The organism is Pyxidicoccus xibeiensis (genome assembly GCF_024198175.1).
Taxonomy (GTDB): domain Bacteria; phylum Myxococcota; class Myxococcia; order Myxococcales; family Myxococcaceae; genus Myxococcus; species Myxococcus xibeiensis.
Genome location: NZ_JAJVKV010000005.1, coordinates 107926 through 127442, shown reverse-complemented (window position 1 = coordinate 127442; position 19517 = coordinate 107926). Strand labels below are relative to the sequence as shown.

Genomic DNA, 19517 nt, shown 5'->3' with positions numbered 1-19517 from the left:
GTGCCCCGGCCTCACGAGGCCGGGCGCTTCAGCGCGCCGCGGCCGGAGCCGGCGGCCCTCCCTCCGTGGCGGACGCGCCCAGGCCGGTGAGCACCCGCCCCTGGATGCGCAGGTTCATCGCGTCCTCGTCGGTGACGAACTCCGTGTAGAAGACCGCCACCCGCCCGCTCAGGGCGGAGACGATGACGGGGTCGAACTCGGGCTCGGGCTGGTGCGCGGCGATGGGCCTGCCGCCGGGGTCCCTCACGGTGCCGCTGGTGCGCACCCGGGCGCCGTACACGTCCGTGCGGAACGTCGGGTCGTCGAAGTCCGTGGGCAGCCGGTTCTGCTCCCACGCCAGCCAGAAGTCCGTCCCGTCGAAGGTGGCGGTGACGTTCAGCCGCTCGTGCGTGACTCCGGAGGCCACCAGCCGGGGCACGGCGTCCAGCACGTCCCCATCCTCATCCACGCGGGTGGCCAGCACGTCGTTGCCCGGCGGGCCGAACGAGCCGATGGGGCCGCTCGTCCATGCCACCAGCGTGTTCGTCCCGTCGAAGGCGAGCGCGGGCGGCGCCCCCACGTAGGCCGGCCCCGCGGCGAAGATGCGCTCCGGCACGTCCAGCACGGTGCCGTCCGCGTCCACCCGGGCGCCCCGGACGCTGACCTCCGTCTCCAGCGGGCTGGTGAGGAAGTCCACGTGCAGCCAGGCAACGAGGTAGCGCAGGTCTCCGGTGGCCACCACGGCGGCCTCCTCCTGGGTGAAGGGGACGCTGGAGATGGGGAAGCCGCCGGGGTCCAGCACCGTGCCACCCAGGCTCACCCGCGTGCCGACGATGTCGGAGACATTGCCGAAGAAGGAGCCGCGCCCGTCCGTCCAGACGACGAGGAAGGTGTCGAAGTTGGAGGCCACCGCCGGATTGAACTGGTCATCCGGCAGCGCGGCGATGGCGAGGCTCGCCGCGTCCAGCAGCAGTCCCGAGCCGCTGAGCCGGGCGCCCCGGATGTCGGTGTCGCCGAACGGCCCCTCCTCCCAGACCACCAGCCACCCGTCGCCGCCCCAGGCCACCGCGGGCTCGCGCGCGTCCGTGCCGGCCGGCAGCAGGACGGGCACGTCCAGCACCCGCCCATCCGGGCGCACACGGGTGGCCAGCAAGCGCGGCGTCCCCTCCCGCACCTCGCGCCAGACGACCAGGTACACGTCCGCCCCGAGCGCGGCGGCGGACTGGCCTTGTGGGTACGCGGAGCGGGTGAGGCGCAGCGCGGGCGAGTCCTTCACGGAGTCGTCGTGCCGCACGCGTGTGCCCAGGATGTGATGGGGCCCGAAGGGCGGCGTCCCCGTCTCCCCGCCGGCGAAGGCCACGAAGAACTGGTGGTCCCCCGCCGCCACGGCGGGCTGCAGCTCTTCTTCAGCGTCTCCGGAGGAGATGGTGAAGCCGGAGGGCGAGCCCAGGATGCTGCCGTCATCCCCCACCCGGACGCCCCGGGCGCGGTGGGGCCCCAGGCGCGTGTCGTCCCAGACGACGAGCGACTTGCTGCCGCTGGGGGCCACCCGGGGATTCGTCTGGTCCCCGGGGCCGGTGGCGATGCCGAACGCGGGAGGCCCATCCAGCGTCAGGCTGCTCCGGAAGCGGGCCCCGGCGATGTTCGCCGCCCCGACGTCTCCGGCCTGCCAGACGATGAAGAAGCGGCTGCCCGTCCACGCCACATCGGGAACCAGCTGGGCGCCGGGCAGCGCGACGAGCGGCACGCCGCCGTCCTCCAGCACGTCGCCATCCTTCTCCACGCGCGTCCCGTAGATGTCGGGGGTGCCATCGCCGCCGCGCTCGTCGCTCCAGACGATGAGGAACCGCTTGCCATCCCACGCCACGGCGGGGTCATTGGCGATGTTCTCCGCGGGGGAGACGACCTCTCCGTCCAGTACGTCGCCGTCCGCCTCCACGCGGTCGAAGGCGACGACGTTCTCATCGTCACCGGACACCGTGTAGGCCACCAGGCACAGCTTCCTCGCGCAGGCGATGCCAGGAGGCCCGCTCACCTCCCCGCTGAAATTGAAGATGAAGTGGCGGCGCACGTCGCCGTCGCTGTCCACATGGGCGCCGAAGACGCCGTCGGTGCCGCTCACCCAGACGACCACGAACTGCGTGCCGTCCCAGGCCACGCGGGGCTCGCCCCCATCCAACCGGGTGCCCAGGTTGAGGGGGATGCCCGCCGGGTCCAGCACCTTCCCGTCCGGCCTCACCCGCGCGCCGAAGACGCTGCCGGTGCGCTCGTCCTCCCAGACGACCAGGTACTGCTTGCCATCGAAGGCCACGCCCACCCCGGGCCGGCCCGTGGGCCGCTTGAGCAGCGACGGCCGGCTCACGTCGAACGGGTGGGAGATGCCGGAGCTCTTCCCCAGTGCCTCTCGCACATCCTCCGGCTGCTCGAAGGGCGCCAGCGGGAGGGAGGCTTCTCCCTCGGACTCCGGGACTGTCACCGCGTCCCCCGGTGGCTCGTCCGCGGGTGCGGGCCCGCAGGCCCCCAGCACCACTCCGAGCAACACGACACTCCACCGCGCCCACCGCGCGGGCTCCCAGCCTGTTCGCTGCATGGCTACCCCCTCCGATACGACAGGCGGCAACGTCCGTCGCATCCAGGGGCGCAACAATCCACCCTCCAGGGAGGGAGTGCCTTCCTCCTCCTGCCTGCCCCTCCCCTCCGGACGCTCGGCAGCTCCCTACGCCGCGGGAGCGGAGGCAGGCCCGCTGTCCATCAGCCCCTTGAGCAGCGCTTCCAACTGCGCGAGTTGCACGGGCTTGACCAGGTGCGCGTCGAACCCCGCCTCGCGCGAGCGGATGCGGTCTGCCTCCTGCCCATAGCCCGTCACGGCGATGAGCTGGACCTGGGACAGCCGGGGCATGGCGCGCAGGCGGCGCGCCAGCTCGTACCCGTCCATCACCGGCAGCCCGATGTCGAGCAGGGCCAGGTCCGGCTGGAACGCCTCCGCGAGGCTCAGCCCCGACGGCCCGTCGTAGGCGATGCGCGTCACGTGGCCCAGCGACTCCAGGAACTCGCTCAGCAGGTCCACCGCGTCTTCGTTGTCGTCCACCAGGAGGATGCGCCGTCCTGACGCCAGCGCCGCCCTCACGTGGCTCGGGCCGCTGACGTGGGAGGCGGGAGCGGCCTCCGCCTGCCGCGCCAGGGCGGGCATCTGGATGGTGAACTCGGTGCCCCGGCCCTTGCCCTCGCTGTGCGCCGTCACCCTGCCGCCGTGCATGGCCACCAGGCTGCGGACGATGGTCAACCCCAGCCCCAGTCCACCCAGGGAGCGGTCCAGAGACTGGCGCTCCTGGACGAAGAGGTCGAAGACGCGGGGCAGCACCTCGGGGGCGATGCCGATGCCCGTGTCGCGGACCTTCAGGATGACCTCCGCGTCCTCGCGCACGGCGCTCACCTCGATGCGGCCCCCGGGCTCCGTGTACTTCGCGGCATTGGTGAGCAGGTTGGAGACGACCTGCGCCAGCCGGGTCGGGTCCGCGTCCACGGCCAGCCCCCGGGCGGGCACGGAGAGGAAGAGGTGGTGCTGGCGCTGCTCCAGCAGCGGGCTGGCCATCTCGATGGCCTTCGCCACCACCTCCGCCAGCTCCACCGGCTGCCGCTTGAGCTCCACCTTCCCCCGGGTGATGCGGGACACGTCGAGCAGGTCATCCACCAGCCGCATCAGGTGGTCCACCTGACGCTCGATGACCTTGCGCTCCTTCTGCGCGGCGTCTCCCAGGCGCAGCCCCATCAGGTGCAGCGCGGTGGTGATGGGCGCGAGCGGATTGCGCAGCTCATGGCCGAGCATCGCCAGGAACTCGTCCTTGGCGCGGTTGGCGGACTCGGCCTCGCGGCGCGCCTCCTGCTCGCTGAACAGGAGCAGCTCCCGCTCCCGCGCCGCCTCCTCCCGGCCCTGCCGCGCGCGCACCTGCTCGGTGATGTTGACGCAGACCACCATGATGCCGTCGACCGCGCCTCCGGTATCCCGGACGGGGAACGCATTGAAGGTGAAGAAGCTCTCCTCCACCCCCCGGCCCAGGTCCAGCTCCGCCCGGAACTCGTCCGCGACGAAGGGCTGGCCCGTCCGGAAGACGCGGTCGTACATCGCCTGGATGGGCGAGCCCCTCACCTCGGGGAAGACCTCCATGATGGACTTCCCGATGACGCCCTCCCGGCGCACCATCTCCAGGTAGCGGGGGTTGGCCAGCGCGAAGACATGCTCCGCCCCCTGGAGCACGGCGATGGGCACGGGGGCCTGCTCGAAGAGCGCGTACATCTTCTCTCGCTCGCGCAGCGCCGCGCGCCGCAGCTCCGACAGCTGGAGGTGCGTGGCCACGCGCGCCAGCAGCTCGCGCGCGGAGAACGGCTTGACCAGGTAGTCGTCCGCACCCGCCTCCAGCCCCTCGATGCGCGACTCCTCCCCCGCCCGGGCGGACAGCATGATGACGGGGACGGCCCGCAGCCGCGCGTCCGCGCGCAGCGCCTGGAGCAGCCCGAAGCCGTCGAGGCCCGGCATCATCACGTCCGTGAGCACCAGGTCTGGCGGCGCGCGGCGTGCGGCCTCCAGGGCAGCGGCCCCGTCGGACACGGCCTCGACGCGCCACCGCTCCCCCAGCAGCCGGCGGACGTAGTCGCGCATGTCGGCGTTGTCGTCCGCCAGGAGGATGCGCGCGTTGGGATTCGTGGCGAGGGTGCCCGGCCCCAGCATCGACAGCGCCCCTGTCTCGAGCGCTCCCGCGTCCTGGACGGAGTCGTCCCCGGGCAGCCAGCGCAGCGCCTCCTGGACGTAGGGCGCCACACCCGTCGCGGTGGTGAGCTGCGGAGGCTTCGCCCGCACGCGCTCCTGCGGGAGATGGGCGAAGCCGCGGGGCAGCGAGACGCGGAAGCAGGTGCCCTCCCCTTCCTGGCTGGCCACGTCGATGGTGCCGCCATGCAGCCGCACCAGCTCGTGCACCAGCGCCAGGCCGATGCCGGAGCCCTCGTGCGTGCGGGACTTCGCGCCCTGCACCCGGTGGAAGCGCTTGAAGACGTTCGGCAGCTCCGGCGCGGGGATGCCGATGCCGGTGTCGCGCACCACCAGCTCCATGCCCTCCCCCACCCAGCGCAGGCAGATGCCAATCTCTCCGGCGAAGGTGAACTTGAGCGCGTTGGAGAGCAGGTTGAGGACGATCTTCTCCCACATGTCCTGGTCGACGTAGACGGCCTCGGGCAGCGGCGCGCAGTCGACGATGAAGCGCAGGCCGGCGCGCTCGATGGCGGACTGGAAGGCGCTGGCCAGGTCCGTCGTCACCGACGCCAGGTCCGTGGGCTCGTAGGAGGCCGTCGCGCGCCCCGCTTCGATGCGCGAGAAGTCGAGCAGCGAGTTGACCAGCTTCAGGAGCCGCAGTGCGTTGCGGTACACGACGAGGAGGTTTTCCCCGGCGAGCGTGCGCTGGGGCTGCGCGAGCGCGTCCTCGGTGGGCCCGAGCATCAGCGTCAGCGGCGTGCGGAACTCGTGGCTGACGTTGCTGAAGAAGGCCGTCTTCGCGCGGTCCAGCTCCGCGAGCACCTCGGCGCGGCGGCGCTCCTCCTCGTAGGTGCGGGCATTGGTAATCGCCGTCGCCACCTGGTCGGCGGTGAGCTGGAACAGCCCCAGGTACTGCTCGTCGAACTTGCGGCGCGGGCTCAGCCCGCTGACCAGGAACCCGTACGGCCGCGGGTGGCCGGGCCGCGCCAGCGGAACGAGGATGGCGCGCTCCGGCGGACTGCCCCAGCGGCCCCCGGGCAGCGCCCCGAAGCGGGACGCCAGGTCGGAGACCCCCACGTGCCCGGCGGCCACCGCCTCGGCGAACGGCCAGCCCGTCCCTTCCGGAGCCGCGCCGAGCGTCACGTGCCCGGCCTTCGCGGGCCCGTCGTAGCCCTCCAGGCCGCTGGAGCCCCGGAGCCGGACCTCCCGTCCGTCCGCGTCCAGCAGGTAGACGAGGGAGAAGGGCAGGTCCGCGTCGTTGGTGGCGAAGGTGGCGGCCGCCAGCTCACAGGCTTCGTCGGCGGACTTCGCGTCGGACAGCCGCGCGGCCAGGTCGCGGAGCATGCGCAGCTGCCGCTCGCCCTGGACCTTCTGCGTCGTCTCCTGGACGGTGTTGAGCACGCCACCCACGCGCCCGTCGTCGTCGGGGACGGGGCTGTACGAGAAGGTGTGGAACGTCTCCTCGACGAAGCCCCGGCTGTTGATGAACAGCTGGAAGTCCTCGCGCCACGGCGGCGGGCCCCCGGCGAGGACGCCCTCCGCCATGGGGCCGATGACGTCCCAGATTTCCGGCCAGATGAGGCGTCCGGGCGCGCCCATGGAGGCGGGGTGCTTCCTGCCCAGCACCGGCCGGTAGGCATCGTTGTAGAGCTGGAGCATCTCCGGGCCCCACCACACGAGCATGGGGAAGGGGCTCCCGAGGATGACGCCCACCATGGTCTTCAGGCTGCGCGGCCACTGCGCCACGGGCCCCAGCTTCGTGCGCGACCAGTCGATGGAGCGCATCAGCTCACCCATGGCGCCACCGCCACGGAGGCAGTCTTCGTCGGAGGTGTGCCCGTCAGGAAGCCTCAAGGGATGGAGCGCCGCATCCGCCATTCACGAAGTCCTTCAGCAGGGCCCACGCAGACCAGGCGGGCGAGTTGGCTTCGAGCGCTCTAACAGCAGGCGGACGCCATCCATGCCGGGTGTTGCCTGGACGACACACCGCGACTTCACGCGCGCAGGAGCACCAGTGCGCGGAGGAAGTCCTCGGGCAGGGGAGCTTCCACCCGGACGAGCGAGCCCGAGGCGGGGCTCGGAATTTCCAGGCGGAAGGCATGCAGTGCCTGCCGGCCCAGGGCCTGCGCCGCGGGGTGGGCGCGGGCCGCGTCGGTGCCGTAGACGGCGTCACCCAGCACGGGGAAGCCGGCCTCGGAAAGCTGCACGCGAATCTGGTGGGTGCGGCCGGTATCCAGGTCGACCTCGAGCAGCGCGGCGCCGGGGAAGCGCTCGCGGACCTCGAAGGACAGCGCGGCCCGGCGGGCGGACGGCACGCGGGTGGTGAAGCGGCGCGGGTCCTTCGGGTCTCTCGCGTAGGGCCCCTCCAGCCGGCCCTGCTCGGGCGGGTTTCCCAGCACGAGCGTCTGGTAGCGCTTGTCGACCTGCTTCTCCTGGAAGGCGCGCAGCATCGCCGCGGCGGCCTCGTCGGTGCGGGCGAAGGCCAGACACCCGCTCGTCTCGCGGTCCAGGCGGTGCACCACGCCGGGCTGGGCCAGGCCCTCCACGTCGAACGGAGGCCGCTGCGCGGCGAGCAGGCCCACCACGGACGCGGCGCGGCCCTCGGGCTCCACCACGAGCCCCGGGGGCTTGTTCACGATGACGAGGGCCGCGTCGTCATGGAGCACGGGCAGCACGGGCCCCTCGACGGAAGCGGGGGGCGGAGCGCGGGGCTCGGGCCGTTCAACTTCGATTTCCTCCCCGCCCCACAGCTTGCGCGTGGGCTGGCACTTCTTGCCGCGGATGCGCACCCCGCCCGAGTCGATGAGGGCGCGGGCCCGCTCCGGTGTCAGGCCGGGCACATGCTTGGAGAGGAAGCGGTCCAACCGCTCACCGGCGGACTCAGGGGGGACGAGGACCTTCCGCGACGCCATGCCCCACGCGTCCCTCAACCCCGGAGGCGAGTCAACGTCCGCGCGCACGGGGATGTCCGCGGGGTACGGTGGTCATCGCATGAAGTACACCTGGGTCTTCACCACCTTCGCGGCGCTCCTCGGCTTCCTGGCCACGCGGCTGGGTGGGCCCTGGCTGCTGCTGCTCTGGCCCGCCGTGAGCTTCGGCCTCGTGGCGCTCGCGTACGCGGGGGCCGGCCCGCGACTCTTCGGAAAGCAGCCGGATGGACGGCTGCGCCCGTGGGCGCTCGCCGCGCTCCTGCCCTACCTGCTGCTGACGTGGGCCACGTGGCACCTGGCGCGCAGGCTCTCCCGCGAGCCGACCCATGCGCAGGTGGTGCCGGGCCTCTTCGTGGGGCGCCGGCTGCTGCCAGGGGAGCTTCCGCCAGGGACGCACACCGTGCTGGACCTGACGTCCGAGTTCCCCGAGCCCGAGGGCATCCGGCGGGCCTGCCACTACGTGTCGCTGCCCATCCTGGACGCGTCCACGCTGCCGGTGGGCCACGTGGCCCCGGTGCTCCGCGAGCTGGCCACCCTGCCCGGGCCGCTGTACGTCCACTGCGCGCAGGGCCACGGCCGCACCGGCATGATTGCCGCGGCGCTCCTCGTCGCCCGGGGTGACGCGAAGGACGCGGCGGACGCACTGGCCCACGTCCGCCGGGTGCGGCCCGGCGTCCGCCTCTCGCCGGCCCAGTGGCGCGCGCTGGAGGAGCTGGCCTCCGCGCTCCGGGCCGGCGCGTGAGCCCCAGGCCCTACTCGCTGCGCATCGCCACCAGCGGGTCCACCCGCGTGGCCCGCCGCGCGGGCAGCCAGGTGGCCACCAGTGTCACGGCCACCACCGCCAGCGACAGGCTGCCGAAGGTGAGCGGGTCCGTGGCGCTCACGCCGTAGAGCTGGCTCGCCATGCCGCGTGTGGCCGCCCATGCGCCTACCAGCCCCAGCGCCACGCCGGCCAGCGCCAGCCGCATGCCGCTGCCCAGCACCAGCCGCAGCACGTCCGCGGGCCGCGCGCCCAGGGCCATGCGGATGCCAATCTCCTGCGTCCGCTGCCGGGCCATGTACGCGATGACACCGGACAGGCCCACGCCGGCCAGCAGCAGCGCCAGCGCCGCGAACAGCGCCACCAGCGTGGACAGGAAGCGCGGGCGCGCCATGGCGGACGCCACGACCTCGTCCATCGTCCGCACCTGGGAGATGGGCAGGTTCGAGTCCAGCGCGGACACCGCCTCGCGCACCCCGGCCACCAGCCGCGCCGGGTCCCCTTCCGTGCGGGCGGCGTACTGGATGAAGTGGAACGTGCCCTGGAGCGCCGGCACGTAGACCTCCGGACGGGTCTCCTCCAGGGCGCCTCCCTGCCGCACGTCGCCCACCACGCCGACGATGGTGAGCCACGGCGCGTCCGGCTCGGAGCCCATGCGGATGCGCTGGCCCAGCGGCTCCTGGCCCGGCCAGTACTGGCGCGCGGTGGCCTCGTTGACCAGGACCACCGGCTCGGTGCCTCCCCGGTCCGACGGGGTGAGGTCCCGGCCGCGCTTCAGCGCGATGCCCAGGGTGCGGAAGTAGCCGGGGGTGATGACCTGGTAGCCCACCGAGCGCCCCTCGCCGGGCGCGGGACGCGGCTGCCCGTCGATGTCCATGAGCCGCCAGATGTTGTTGCCCCCGAAGGGCAGGTCGGAAATCGCGCCCACGCTCTTCACGCCGGGCAGCGTCTCCACGCGCTCCTGCAGCCGCTGGAAGAGGGCCCCCTGCCGGGCCTCGTCCGGGTACTCCGCCGCCGGCAGCGCCACGCGCCAGGTGAGCACGCCCTCCGGGCGGAAGCCGAGCTCCACCGCCTGCATGCGCCAGAGGCTGCGCAGCAGCAGTCCGGCGCTGATGAGCAGCACCACGGCCAGGGCCACCTCCCCCACCACCAGCGCCCCACGCGAGCGGTGTCCCCCGCCGGAGAACCGGCCGCCGCCGCTGTGGCGGAGCACGCCGTTCAGGTCCGGCTTCGAGGCCTGCAGGGCCGGGACGAGCCCGAAGAGGACGCCGGTGCCCAGCGCCGTGAGCAGCGTGAAGGCCAGCACCCGGCCATCCATGGCGACGGCGCCCAGCCGGGGCAGCTCGGGCGGGACGAGCGCGAGCAGCGCGTCCATGCCCCACAGCGCCAGCAGCAGTCCCAGCGCTTCCGCCACCAGCGCCAGCAGCACGCTCTCCGTGAGCAGCTGCCGCATCAGCTGCCACCGGCGGGCTCCCAGCGCCAGGCGCACCGTCAGCTCCTGCCGCCGCGCGGACGCCCGTGCCAGGAAGAGGTTGGCGACGTTGGCGCAGGCAATGGCCAGCACCAGCCCCACCGCCGACAGCAGCACCCACAGCGCCGACCGCACGTTGCCGACCAGCTGCTCCCGCAGAGGCACCAGGCGGATGCCCATCTTCGTGTTCGTCTCCGGGTACTCGCGCGCGAGCCGCTCGGCGACGGTGTCCATGGCGCGCGCAGCGCCCTCCAGCGTCACGCCCGGCTTCAGCCGCCCCACGACGCGCAGGTAGTTGCCGTCCCGCCATGCGCTCGTGTCCTGTGTCGTGTCCGGTCCCAGCTGGGGGACGTCGCGGTGAATCGCGGGCACGAAGAGCTGCGGGGGCTCGGACGCGGAGGCGTGGGTGGGGACGATGGTCGGCCACTCGAAGTGCTCCGGCATCACGCCGACCACTTCGTAGCTCACGTCGTTGAGGCGCAGCATGCGGCCGAGCACGCGCGGGTCTCCCCCGAAGCGCCGCTGCCACAGGCCGTGGCCGAGCACCACCGTCTGCCAGGGCGCCGCGCCCCCCGTCGAGGGCTGGAAGGTGGCGCCGAGCGCCGCGGGCGTGCCCAGCACCTGGAAGAAGTTGGAGGACACGCTGGCGCCGCGGACGACCTCCGGGGTGCCGTCACCCGCGAGGTTGAAGGACGCATGGGAGAAGGCGGCCAGCCCCTCGAAGGACTCGGCCTGCTCGCGCCAGTCGAGGAAGTTCGCCGGCGCCACCGTCTGCGGGGCCTGGTTCGGGCTCAGCCCCCACACCATCGCCAGCCGGTCCGGCTCCTTGTAGGGCAGCGGCGAGAAGAGCACCGCGTCCGCGACGCTGAAGATGGCGGTGTTGGCGGCGATGCCCAGCGCCAGCGTGAACACGGCCACGGCGGTGAAGCCGGGGTGCTTGGCGAGCATCCGCAGTGCGTGGCGAAGCTCCTGGAGGAAATCTCGCATGCGTGCTCCGGGGGGTTGAGGGCGCCCCACGATTAGCAACGACCGAGCCACCCCTGTCCACCCACCAACCCCCCGGGAACTCACGGAAGGGCCCGGCCCGCGTGTTCACCCCTGGGAAGCGGCTTCCCATTCCCGGACACGCCGGGCGCACCCCTTGCAATCCGGCGGGAGAACCCCCGCTCGGGAGTCGCCCGCCATGTGCCGCCTGCTTGCCCTTCTCGTCTGCCTCTCCCTGCCTGCCCTCGCCGCCTCACCCTGGGAGCCGCTCGCGCCCGGGCTGGAGCTGGCGGAGTTCGACGCCCACCTGAAGTCGCCCGTGGGCGACTCACGCGTCACCGTGGTGCGGGTGGACGTGAGCTTGCGTCCGGTGCGCCTGCTCAGCGCCGCGGTGGAGGGACACGCTCCGGCACCGACGGCGGAGCAGTGGGCCGCGCTCCACGGCCTGCTCGCCGTCACCAACGCGGGCATGTTCCACCCCGGCGGCGGGCCCGTGGGCCAGGCGCGCAGCGAGGGCCGGGAGCTCAACCCCACCCGCCGCAAGGACTACCGGACCTTCCTCGTGCTCCATCCCCGGGACAAGGACAAGGGCCTGCCGCCCGTGGCGCTCCTCGACGGGGACTGCGACGACGTGGCCGCCCTGCTGCCCCGCTACGCCACGGTGCTCCAGTCCATCCGCATGGTGGACTGCAAGGGGCGCAACACGTGGAAGCCCCAGCCGCGCCAGTGGAGCACCGCCGCGCTCGGCATCGACGGCGAGGGGCGCCTGCTGCTCGTCCACGCCCGCTCGCCGTACCGCACCCACGACTTCATCCAGGTGGTGCGGCGGCTGCCGCTGGGCGTGTCGCGGATGATGTACCTGGAGGGCGGCCCGGAGGCCTCGCTCCACGTCGCCGCCCCGGGCCGCACGGTGCGCCGGGTGGGCAGCTACGAGACGGGCTTCAACGAGAACGACTTCAACACCGACTACTGGGCCCTGCCCAACGTGCTCGGCGTGCTGGGCCCCACGCCCTGAGCCCGGGTGTCACACGGCGTGACGAACCGTAACGCCGTGTGACACCCGGCCCCGCGGCCTCCGGGGAGCGGCCCTGGCACGCGGCCTTGCAATGGGACTCCGCAACCTCTGAAGGAGTCCCACCCATGAAGCTCCGCCGCTCCCTGCTGCTCGCGCTGCTGGCCGTGCAGCCCGCCCTGGCCCAGGGCAACCCCACCGCCGCCCCGGACCTGGACCTGGGTGACTACGAGGCCGGCGCGCCGGTGCTCGCCTACAACCTGGCGGTGGTGCCGCTGCACACGCGCAAGGGCCCGCCGTACGACGACTACACGGTGCTCGAGGAGGCGCAGGCGGCGAAGAAGGTGTCCATCCGCGAGCTGGACGGCTCCGGCACGGTGCGCGAGCTGCGGGTGCACAACAGCGACGCGCGGCCCCTCTACCTCGTGGGCGGCGAGCTGCTGCTGGGTGGCAAGCAGGACCGCATGGTGCAGAACGACGTGGTGCTGGACCCGGGCGAGCGCCAGAAGGTGCCCGTCTTCTGCGTGGAGCAGGGGCGGTGGAACGGCAGGGACCTCGCCTTCCAGCCCGGGCTGGCCGTCGCGCACCCGGACCTGCGCCGCGCGGCCCTCTTCTCCGAGCAGGGCGCCGTCTGGGGCGAGGTGGCCCGCAAGTCGGAGGTGTCCGGCGTCTCCAGCCCCACGGGCACCTACCGCCGCGTGTTCCAGGACGCGGGGCTGCGTGAGCGCATCGGCCGGTACCTGGACGAAATCCAGAAGCAGCTCCCGCGCGATGAGCGGCTCGCGGGGCTGGCCGTGGCCATCAACGGCGAGCTGGAGGTGGTGGACGTCTTCGACAGCCCGCGCCTGTACTCGAAGCTGGAGCGCAAGCTGCTCGCCTCCTACGTCCTCGCCGCGCTGGAGAAGCAGCCCGGCCGCAAGGCCGACGAGGAGCAGGGCCGCGCGAAGGCCCGCGCGCTGAAGAAGGACCACATCGAGCAGTTCGTGGGTGGCAGCGGCGGCGGCGGCAAGGAAGGCGTGGACAAGAAGATGTTCCGCTCCAAGGGCAAGGCCGTGCACGGCACGTTCTTCGGCACCCGGAAGAAGAACGCCGAGCCTGAACCCACGCCCCAGCAGCGCCGCTGACCACCCCGTCCCGGGCCCTCGCGATGCCCCGGCCCCGAAGCGCCCGCCGGAGGCGCCTCCCCCCGGAGTGCCCTGCCGGGGCGGACGCCTTCCTGTCCGCCTCCGAACCGGGCCGCGCCCGGGTGGGCATGGAAGCCCCGACCTCCGCTACACTGCCCGCCGTGGCGAGACTCGTGGCGATGTTCGGGCCGTGCAGGGGGGTGGCGCGCGAGCTGGACGCGCCGCTGGTGGTGGGCCGCGCGGCGGAAGGGGGCCTGCAGCTCCTCGACGACAAGGTCAGCCGGGAGCACTGCGTCCTGGCACCGGAGGGCGCCGGGCACACGCTGAAGGATCTGGGCTCGCGCAACGGCACCTGGCTCAACGCAGAGCGCCTTGCGCCCCAGGTCCCCACGCGCCTGCGGCCCGGAGACCACGTCTCCGTGGGCGAGAGCGTGCTGGTGTACGAGCCATCCTTCGACGCCCTGCGCTCCCGCGACGGCGAGTCCACCCTGGTGCTCACCCGCACCCGGCCGGAGGGCGCCCGGGCGGGAGGGACGCCGGGGCCGGACGCGCTCGCCCGGGCCGGGGAGCTGGCGCTGCGCGCGGCCACCTCCACCTCGCCGGACGCCGCCACCGCGCTCGTCTTCGAGGCGCTGGAGTCCGCGCTGCAGCCCTCCGCGCTCACGCTGCTGCGGCTGGGGCCCCAGGGCCCGCGCCCCGGCCACACCCGGCCCCAGGGCGCGCACCTCACGGTGAGCCGCGACTTGCTGGACGCCGCGCTGCGCACGGGCCGGGTGCAGGCCATGCCCGAGGCGCAGGCCCGGCCGGAGCACGACGCCAGGACGACCCGGGTGCGCCGCGCGGATGCGCACGTGCTCTGCGCCCCGCTGTACGCGGGAGGCCAGCCGGCCGGAGCGCTGTGCCTGCTGCGCGAGCAGCCCTTCCAGGACGAGGAGCTGGCGCTGGCGGGAGCGCTGGCCCTGGCGGTGGGGCCCACGCTCTGCCCTCCAGAACCGCGCGCCGCGCCGGCCGGCTTCGAGCCTCCGGTGGCGGAGAGCGCCAGCATGCGCGAGGCGATGCGCGTGGCCGCCGCGGCGGCGCCGGTGCAGTCCACCGTGCTCATCACCGGCGAGAGCGGCACGGGCAAGGAGGAGGTGGCGCGGGCGCTCCATGCGCTGGGCCCCCGGGCGGTGGGGCCCTTCATCGCGGTGAACTGTGGCGCCATCCCCGCGGAGCTGGCGGAGAGCGAGCTGTTCGGCCACGAGAAGGGCGCCTTCACCGGCGCCCAGGCCGCGCGCGAGGGCGTCTTCGAGCAGGCGGACGGCGGCACCCTCTTCCTGGACGAGGTGGGGGACCTGCCCGCGCCGCTCCAGGTGAAGCTGCTGCGCGTGCTGCAGGACCGCATCGTCCACCGCGTGGGCGGACGCGCGGGCGTGCCGGTGGACGTGCGGGTGGTGGCGGCCACGCACCGGGACTTGAAGGAGGCCGTCCAGGCGAAGGCCTTCCGCGAGGACCTCTTCTGGCGGCTGAACGTGGTGCGCATCCACCTGCCGCCGCTGCGCGAGCGCCCGGAGGACGTGCTGCCCCTGGCGGAGCGCTTCCTCGCCAGGCTGGGCCTGCGGCTCGGCCGCCGCGCGTCGGGCTTCACGGACGAGGCGCGCGAGGCGCTGCGGGCCTGCCCCTGGCCGGGCAACGTGCGGCAGCTCGCCAACGCAATTGAGCGGGCGCTGGTGCTCAAGGGGCCGGGAGACCGGGTGGGCGCGCGGGACTTGCCTCCAGAGGTGCTGGAGCCCGAGCGCCACGGGAGCCCGGGAACCGGCGGAGGCCCCGGCGGTGTCCAAGGCACGCTGGCGGAGGCGCTGAAGGCGGTGGAGCGGGAGCAGGTCACCCTCGCGCTCAGGAAGGCGCGGGGGGTGAAGAGCGCGGCGGCGGAGGCGCTCGGCATCTCCCGGCCGACGCTGGACCGGAAGCTCGAAGAGTACGGAATCGACCTCTACGCATGAACTTCCTCTGTCCCGCCTGCCGTACTCCCCTGCCCGGCGCCCGTACGGCGCTGGTGGTGCCGTGCTCCGTGTGTGGCGTGCAGGTGGACCTGGCGCGAATGGAGACGGCGCCCGGCACCGCGCGCCTGTCACCGGAGGTGGACCTGACGGGAGACGCGCTCGGAGGCTTCCGGCTGGTGGGGCGGCTGGGCGCGGGGGGCATGGGGACGGTGTACGCGGCGGAGGGGCCTGACGGCGCGTGCGCGGTGAAGGTGCTGTCGGCGCTGGTGGCGGCGGACCCGGCGGTGCGGGCGCGCTTCCGGCGCGAGGCGGACGCCCTGCGGCGGGTGCGGCACCCCGCCGTCATCCGCGTGCTGGCGGAGGGCGAGGAGCGCGGCTTCTGCTGGTACGCGATGGAGCGGGTGGACGGGCCGGACCTGCGCGCGAAGCTGACGAAGGAAGGGCCCCTGCCCTGGCCGGAGGTGGAGGGGCTGGCGCGGAGGATGTTCGCCGCGCTGGGGGCGGCGCACGAGCAGGGCTTCATCCACCGGGACGTGAAGCCGGGAAACATCCTGCTGGCCCCGGACGGCGCGAAGCTGTGCGACTTCGGCATTGCCCGGCTGGACGGCGCGACGACGCTGACGGAGTCCGCCGCGCTCATCGGCTCGCTGCGGTACATGGCGCCCGAGCAGCAGCGGCTGGGCCGGGCGGTGGCGCAGTCGGACCTCTTCGCCCTCGGGCTGGTGCTGTACGAGTCGCTCGCGGGCGGCTTCCCCGGCGAGAAGCCCCTGCCAGCCGGAGTACCCCGGCGCCTGCGCCGGCTGCTGTCCCGGCTGCTCGCGGAGCGCATCGAGGACCGGCCCGACAGCGCGGAGTTCGCGCTGAGGCTGCTGGAGCGGCGCGTGCCGGTGGGCGCGCTGGCCGTGGGCACCGCGGCGGTGCTGGCCCTCGCGGTGCTGGTGTTCGCGCCAGCGGCCCCCCCGGTGCCGGAGGCGCCGAAGCTCGCGCCCCGGGCCGAGGCTCCGGCGAAGGCAGCCCCCGTCCCTCCGGAGCCGAGCCCCACGCAGGTCCAGCAGGTCCAGCAGGCCGCCCCTCCGGCCCTCCCCGAGCCCCAGCAGCGCCCGCTGCCCGCACGGGAGAAGTCGGCCCTGGGCCTGGAGGAGCCCCTGAAGCGGGGCACCGCGGGAACGAAGGAGCGCGCCCGGCGCCCGTCGAAGAAGGCACTGGCGCCGGAAAAGGAGTAGCCCCCGCCACGGCCGCTCAGGCCCGGAGCAGCTGCGCCTCGGACATCCGGCGCTTCGGCTTGCGACGGAGGAAGTGGCTCGCGTCGCCGCGCCGGTAGCAGGTGACGAGGCGCTCCCCGTCGTCCAGCAGGACAATCCACCCACGGGCCTGCCGGGCCAGCGCGGACTCCCGCCAGGCCAGCGGCAGCTCCCGCTCCAGCACCGTGACATGGGTCATTCCGCTGGCGCGGACGCGGACGCCGGACTCGAGGATGAAGTCGAGCACGGCGTCTCGAAGCTGGCGGCGGGCACGGCGCTCGGGGAAGCGGCGCGTCAGCGGGAAGGCACGGGGCTCGGCGGGGCAGGACATGGCGAAGAGACCTCCTGGCAGTCCTGCCAATACACGCGCCGTTCCAACCCCTGCCGTTCGGGATTCCGGGGACTTGGGGGCCCCCCTCCAGCGGTGGTGCGCGACAATCCGTCAATTTCCCGCCGGCCGCGTGACAGCGCGACGCAGGGCCAATGCCAGACACGCCGCGCCCGGCGCTTCAACAGCAATCCTGAAACAACAACATGCCTCCACGGGTATCACCGCGTCTGGCATTCCCGGGTGTCCCACTCAGCCCCTCAGGGCTCTCCACGAGCCCCTGATACACCGGGACACCGGGCCGCGACGGCCTGCCCTCACGAGAGTCAGCGCGCCCCTGACGCTCCTGGCTAGGCTGCGCCCGCCATGAGCCGCGCGCCCCCTGCCCCCGAGCCCCCTGCCGACGACCTCCTCCTCGCGGAGACGCGCCGCTACGTGCGCGGCTACCGCTCCGCGTCCCTGTGCGCGGGCCTCACGCTGCGCGGCGTCCACCACCTGAAGGCGCTGCGCGGGAAGGGGGCTCCCCCCGCGCCGGACGCCATCTTCGCGCTGGGAGAGCTCACCCAGGTCTTCACCGGGGCGCTCCTCGCGCTGATGGTGGACCGGGGCGAGCTGCGGCTGGACACGCCGCTCTCGGAGCTGCTTCCCCGGCCCCTGCTCCCGGACGCGACGGCGGGCCGCATCACCCTGGAGCAGCTCGCCACGCACACCTCCGGCCTGCCGCACCTGCCGCCCAACCTGGAGGAAGGCGCCCGGAACCCGGAGGACCCCTTCGGCCACTACTCTGCGGGCATGTTCGGGGACTTCCTCCGCGGCTACCAGCCCGCCCTGCCTCCGCCGCGGCCCTACGCCGGGTCCCTCCTCGGCATGGGCGTGCTCGGCCATGCCCTCTCGCGGCGCGCGGGGCTCAACTACGGGCACGCCCTGAGGGACGGCCTGTGCAAGCCGCTGGGCCTGGGGGACACCACGCTCCGGCTCTCGGAGGAGCAGCAGCCGCGCCTCGTGTCCGGCCACACCGCGCGCGGCAAGCCGGTGCCCGCGTGGAACTTCCCGGCCCTCCCCGGCGCGGGCGCGCTCCACTCCACCGCCGGGGACCTGCTCCGCTTCCTCGACGCCCACCTCGGCCGCGCGGACGCGGCGCTGGTGCGCGCGCTGCGGCTGACGCAGGTGCCCCGCGTGGACGCCGGCCCCGCGCGCCAGGCCCTCGGCTGGACTGTCTCCCAGGTGCGCGGGCACGCCGTGCTGTGGCGCTCCTCGGTGATGGGCGGCTACACGGGCTTCCTGGGCCTCGCGCCGGCGGCGGACGCGGGAGTCGTCCTCCTCGCGGACCACGGGTGGTCCCTGCTCGCCGCGCTGCGGGGGCGCGTCCCGCTGGAAGCGCCGGGCTTCTCGCTGCTCACCCGCCTCCTACCTTTGCCGTGAGTCTGACATCTCCGACCTACGGGGTTACGCGATTTTTCCGGGGCTAGCGGATTGACTCCTGTGATTCGTCCGCATTACAGTTTTTCAAGCCACCCCGGAATGTGTCTCTTCATTTCGAGGTGGGGTTCGACGCAGCACACACCAGGAGAAGTCCATGAAGATCAAGTCCAAGGTTCGTGGCGGTCCCCGCGGTTGCGGCCCCGGCGGCATCAGCATCTACTACGAGCTCGAGCGCGCTGTTTAGTCGACGACTTCTGTCGTTGCTGGGCCACGTCGCCAGCAGGCGGTTCATCCCGCCAGCTGGCGACGTTGGTTCGTAGTGGTCCCCGTAGCTGCGGCTTGGACCTGTTGGCGACCATGTCTTTAATCGCCGCGAAATACTTCGTGGAAATGAATCCGCGATTCGTTCGTTGACTCTCCGTGCAGATGAAATGTCTCATCCGCACCGGCTGCTTCTCGAGGCAGCTCACACCAGGAGCGACACATGAAGATCAAGACCAAGGTCCGTGGCGGTCCCCGTGGTTGCGGCCCCGGCGGCATCAGCATCTACTACGAGCTGTAGTCAGCCTGTCGTGAGACGGTGTTTCATGTCTCGCGCAAGAAGCTCACGCAGCACCCACCAGGAGCAGACATCATGAAGATCAAGTCCAAGGTTCGTGGCGGTCCCCGTGGTTGCGGTCCCGGCGGCATCAGCTACGAGCTCGCCGAGTAACTCCCGCGACAACCGTTGAAACACAGTCGCCAGTGGGCAGAGGACCGCCCGCTGGCGACTGTCATTTTCAGGACAACAGCAGCTCCGCCTGCAGGCCTGCGACAGGAGCCGCGCCTGCCTCCGCGGGGTGCGCCTCCACGAGCAACCCGGTGGCGCGAGGCGCCTTCCTGGAGCAAGGGCAGGTGACGTGGCTATGCTGCGGCGCATGCGACGCCCCACGACGAGGAGACCTGCACTGTTCCGGATGGCGGTAGGCACCGTGCTGGTTGCCGCTGCCTTCCTCTTGAGTCCGGCATGTGACGAGCCGCCGGAGGAGGTGCTGGGAGAGTACGACACCACCCCGGCACAGCGGAGCTGGCTGGTGAAGCAGCTCCGTGGCACCCACTCGCTCCGCATGGAGCGGGGGGACCACCGTGCCACCCTGCAGCTCGACGCCGGCGTCTGGATGAACTTCGGGTGTGGAGCGTCCCGTGAGCGCGTGCGGTGGCTCTCCACGGCGCACGCCTGCGGCAACGAAAATGTGCCCGCCAGCTTGAAGCTCCTGGGCACCGCCACCTCGGAGGCGAAGCACCTGACGGGAGCCATCGAGGGCTGGGGCTTCCCGGTGACGAAGCCCCGGCGTCCCTACTCCGTCTCTGTGCGATTTTCCGTGGGGACCACGAAGTTCCTGGGCGTGATGGATGCGTCGGGGATGCGCGGCACCGCCACGGGCGCGGGGGGCGAGGACCTGGGTGGGTTCACGGCCGTCAAGGTGCCCTGAGCTCCGTCCCGCCACGCCCTGCCTGCTGACGCCCTCCCCGGCACGGGGACGCACCGCGACTCGCGGCA

General features: G+C 73.0%; 12 protein-coding genes. 7 read left to right on the top strand and 5 right to left on the bottom strand.

Annotated elements, in window-relative coordinates; all coding sequences use genetic code 11:
- Positions 1-28 precede the first annotated feature (28 nt).
- The 3 genes from LXT23_RS23235 to LXT23_RS23225 all read right to left on the bottom strand — a co-directional run bounded on the left by LXT23_RS23235 (position 29) and on the right by LXT23_RS23225 (position 7635).
- Entirely contained in the window at positions 29-2569 is a 2541-nt protein-coding gene (locus LXT23_RS23235; protein ID WP_253982462.1) for a hypothetical protein, read from the bottom strand.
- Between the two features lie 126 nt (positions 2570-2695).
- Complete coding sequence (locus LXT23_RS23230; RefSeq protein WP_253982461.1) at positions 2696-6520, bottom strand: ATP-binding protein; 3825 nt, start codon at positions 6518-6520, stop codon at positions 2696-2698.
- 197 nt (positions 6521-6717) lie between these two features.
- Positions 6718-7635: an RluA family pseudouridine synthase gene (locus tag LXT23_RS23225; RefSeq protein ID WP_253982460.1), complete on the bottom strand. Its 918-nt coding sequence runs from the start codon at positions 7633-7635 to the stop codon at positions 6718-6720.
- A 79-nt stretch (positions 7636-7714) separates the two neighbouring features.
- On the opposite strand from LXT23_RS23225, the gene LXT23_RS23220 reads away from it, so the two are divergent.
- Positions 7715-8395: a phosphatase domain-containing protein gene (locus LXT23_RS23220; RefSeq protein ID WP_253982459.1), complete on the top strand. Its 681-nt coding sequence runs from the start codon at positions 7715-7717 to the stop codon at positions 8393-8395.
- Positions 8396-8405: 10 nt separating this feature from the next.
- Here the strand turns inward: LXT23_RS23220 and LXT23_RS23215 are convergent, their stop codons facing one another.
- Positions 8406-10871 carry an ABC transporter permease gene (locus LXT23_RS23215; protein WP_253982458.1) on the bottom strand — a complete coding sequence of 822 codons (2466 nt, stop codon included), beginning with the start codon at positions 10869-10871 and terminating at the stop codon, positions 8406-8408.
- Between the two features lie 196 nt (positions 10872-11067).
- Between LXT23_RS23215 and LXT23_RS23210 the strand changes: the two genes are divergently transcribed.
- The 4 genes from LXT23_RS23210 (at position 11068) to LXT23_RS23195 (ending at position 16209) form a co-directional block, all read left to right on the top strand.
- The gene (locus LXT23_RS23210) at positions 11068-11883 is read left to right on the top strand and encodes a phosphodiester glycosidase family protein (protein WP_253982457.1); all 816 of its coding nucleotides are present in this window, start codon (positions 11068-11070) and stop codon (positions 11881-11883) included.
- 125 nt (positions 11884-12008) lie between these two features.
- Positions 12009-13004: an ARPP-1 family domain-containing protein gene (locus LXT23_RS23205; protein WP_253982456.1), complete on the top strand. Its 996-nt coding sequence runs from the start codon at positions 12009-12011 to the stop codon at positions 13002-13004.
- Between the two features lie 128 nt (positions 13005-13132).
- Positions 13133-14986 (top strand): sigma 54-interacting transcriptional regulator, encoded by a 1854-nt coding sequence (locus LXT23_RS23200; RefSeq protein ID WP_253982455.1) that lies wholly within the window; start codon positions 13133-13135, stop codon positions 14984-14986.
- Positions 14983-16209 (top strand): serine/threonine-protein kinase, encoded by a 1227-nt coding sequence (locus tag LXT23_RS23195; RefSeq protein WP_253982454.1) that lies wholly within the window; start codon positions 14983-14985, stop codon positions 16207-16209. The genes LXT23_RS23200 and LXT23_RS23195 overlap by 4 nt, the downstream gene beginning before the upstream one ends.
- Before the next feature lie 16 nt (positions 16210-16225).
- Here the strand turns inward: LXT23_RS23195 and LXT23_RS23190 are convergent, their stop codons facing one another.
- On the bottom strand, positions 16226-16558 hold the full coding sequence (locus tag LXT23_RS23190; protein ID WP_253982453.1) for a hypothetical protein: 333 nt from the start codon (positions 16556-16558) through the stop codon (positions 16226-16228).
- 363 nt (positions 16559-16921) lie between these two features.
- Between LXT23_RS23190 and LXT23_RS23185 the strand changes: the two genes are divergently transcribed.
- Complete coding sequence (locus LXT23_RS23185; RefSeq protein WP_253982452.1) at positions 16922-17977, top strand: serine hydrolase domain-containing protein; 1056 nt, start codon at positions 16922-16924, stop codon at positions 17975-17977.
- 971 nt (positions 17978-18948) lie between these two features.
- A complete protein-coding gene (locus tag LXT23_RS23180; RefSeq protein WP_253982451.1) occupies positions 18949-19449 on the top strand; it encodes a hypothetical protein in 501 nt (166 codons plus the stop codon).
- Positions 19450-19517 lie beyond the last annotated feature (68 nt).

What these genes read in the sequence shown, in the direction of transcription:
- LXT23_RS23220 (WP_253982459.1), top strand. Translation starts at nt 7,715, where the DNA reads ATGAAGTACACCTGGGTCTTCACCACCTTCGCGGCGCTCCTCGGCTTC.
- LXT23_RS23195 (WP_253982454.1), top strand. Translation starts at nt 14,983, where the DNA reads ATGAACTTCCTCTGTCCCGCCTGCCGTACTCCCCTGCCCGGCGCCCGT.
- LXT23_RS23235 (WP_253982462.1), bottom strand. Translation starts at nt 2,569, where the DNA reads ATGCAGCGAACAGGCTGGGAGCCCGCGCGGTGGGCGCGGTGGAGTGTC.
- LXT23_RS23210 (WP_253982457.1), top strand. Translation starts at nt 11,068, where the DNA reads ATGTGCCGCCTGCTTGCCCTTCTCGTCTGCCTCTCCCTGCCTGCCCTC.
- LXT23_RS23185 (WP_253982452.1), top strand. Translation starts at nt 16,922, where the DNA reads ATGAGCCGCGCGCCCCCTGCCCCCGAGCCCCCTGCCGACGACCTCCTC.
- LXT23_RS23190 (WP_253982453.1), bottom strand. Translation starts at nt 16,558, where the DNA reads ATGTCCTGCCCCGCCGAGCCCCGTGCCTTCCCGCTGACGCGCCGCTTC.
- LXT23_RS23205 (WP_253982456.1), top strand. Translation starts at nt 12,009, where the DNA reads ATGAAGCTCCGCCGCTCCCTGCTGCTCGCGCTGCTGGCCGTGCAGCCC.
- LXT23_RS23230 (WP_253982461.1), bottom strand. Translation starts at nt 6,520, where the DNA reads ATGGGTGAGCTGATGCGCTCCATCGACTGGTCGCGCACGAAGCTGGGG.
- LXT23_RS23215 (WP_253982458.1), bottom strand. Translation starts at nt 10,871, where the DNA reads ATGCGAGATTTCCTCCAGGAGCTTCGCCACGCACTGCGGATGCTCGCC.
- LXT23_RS23200 (WP_253982455.1), top strand. Translation starts at nt 13,133, where the DNA reads ATGGAAGCCCCGACCTCCGCTACACTGCCCGCCGTGGCGAGACTCGTG.
- LXT23_RS23225 (WP_253982460.1), bottom strand. Translation starts at nt 7,635, where the DNA reads ATGGCGTCGCGGAAGGTCCTCGTCCCCCCTGAGTCCGCCGGTGAGCGG.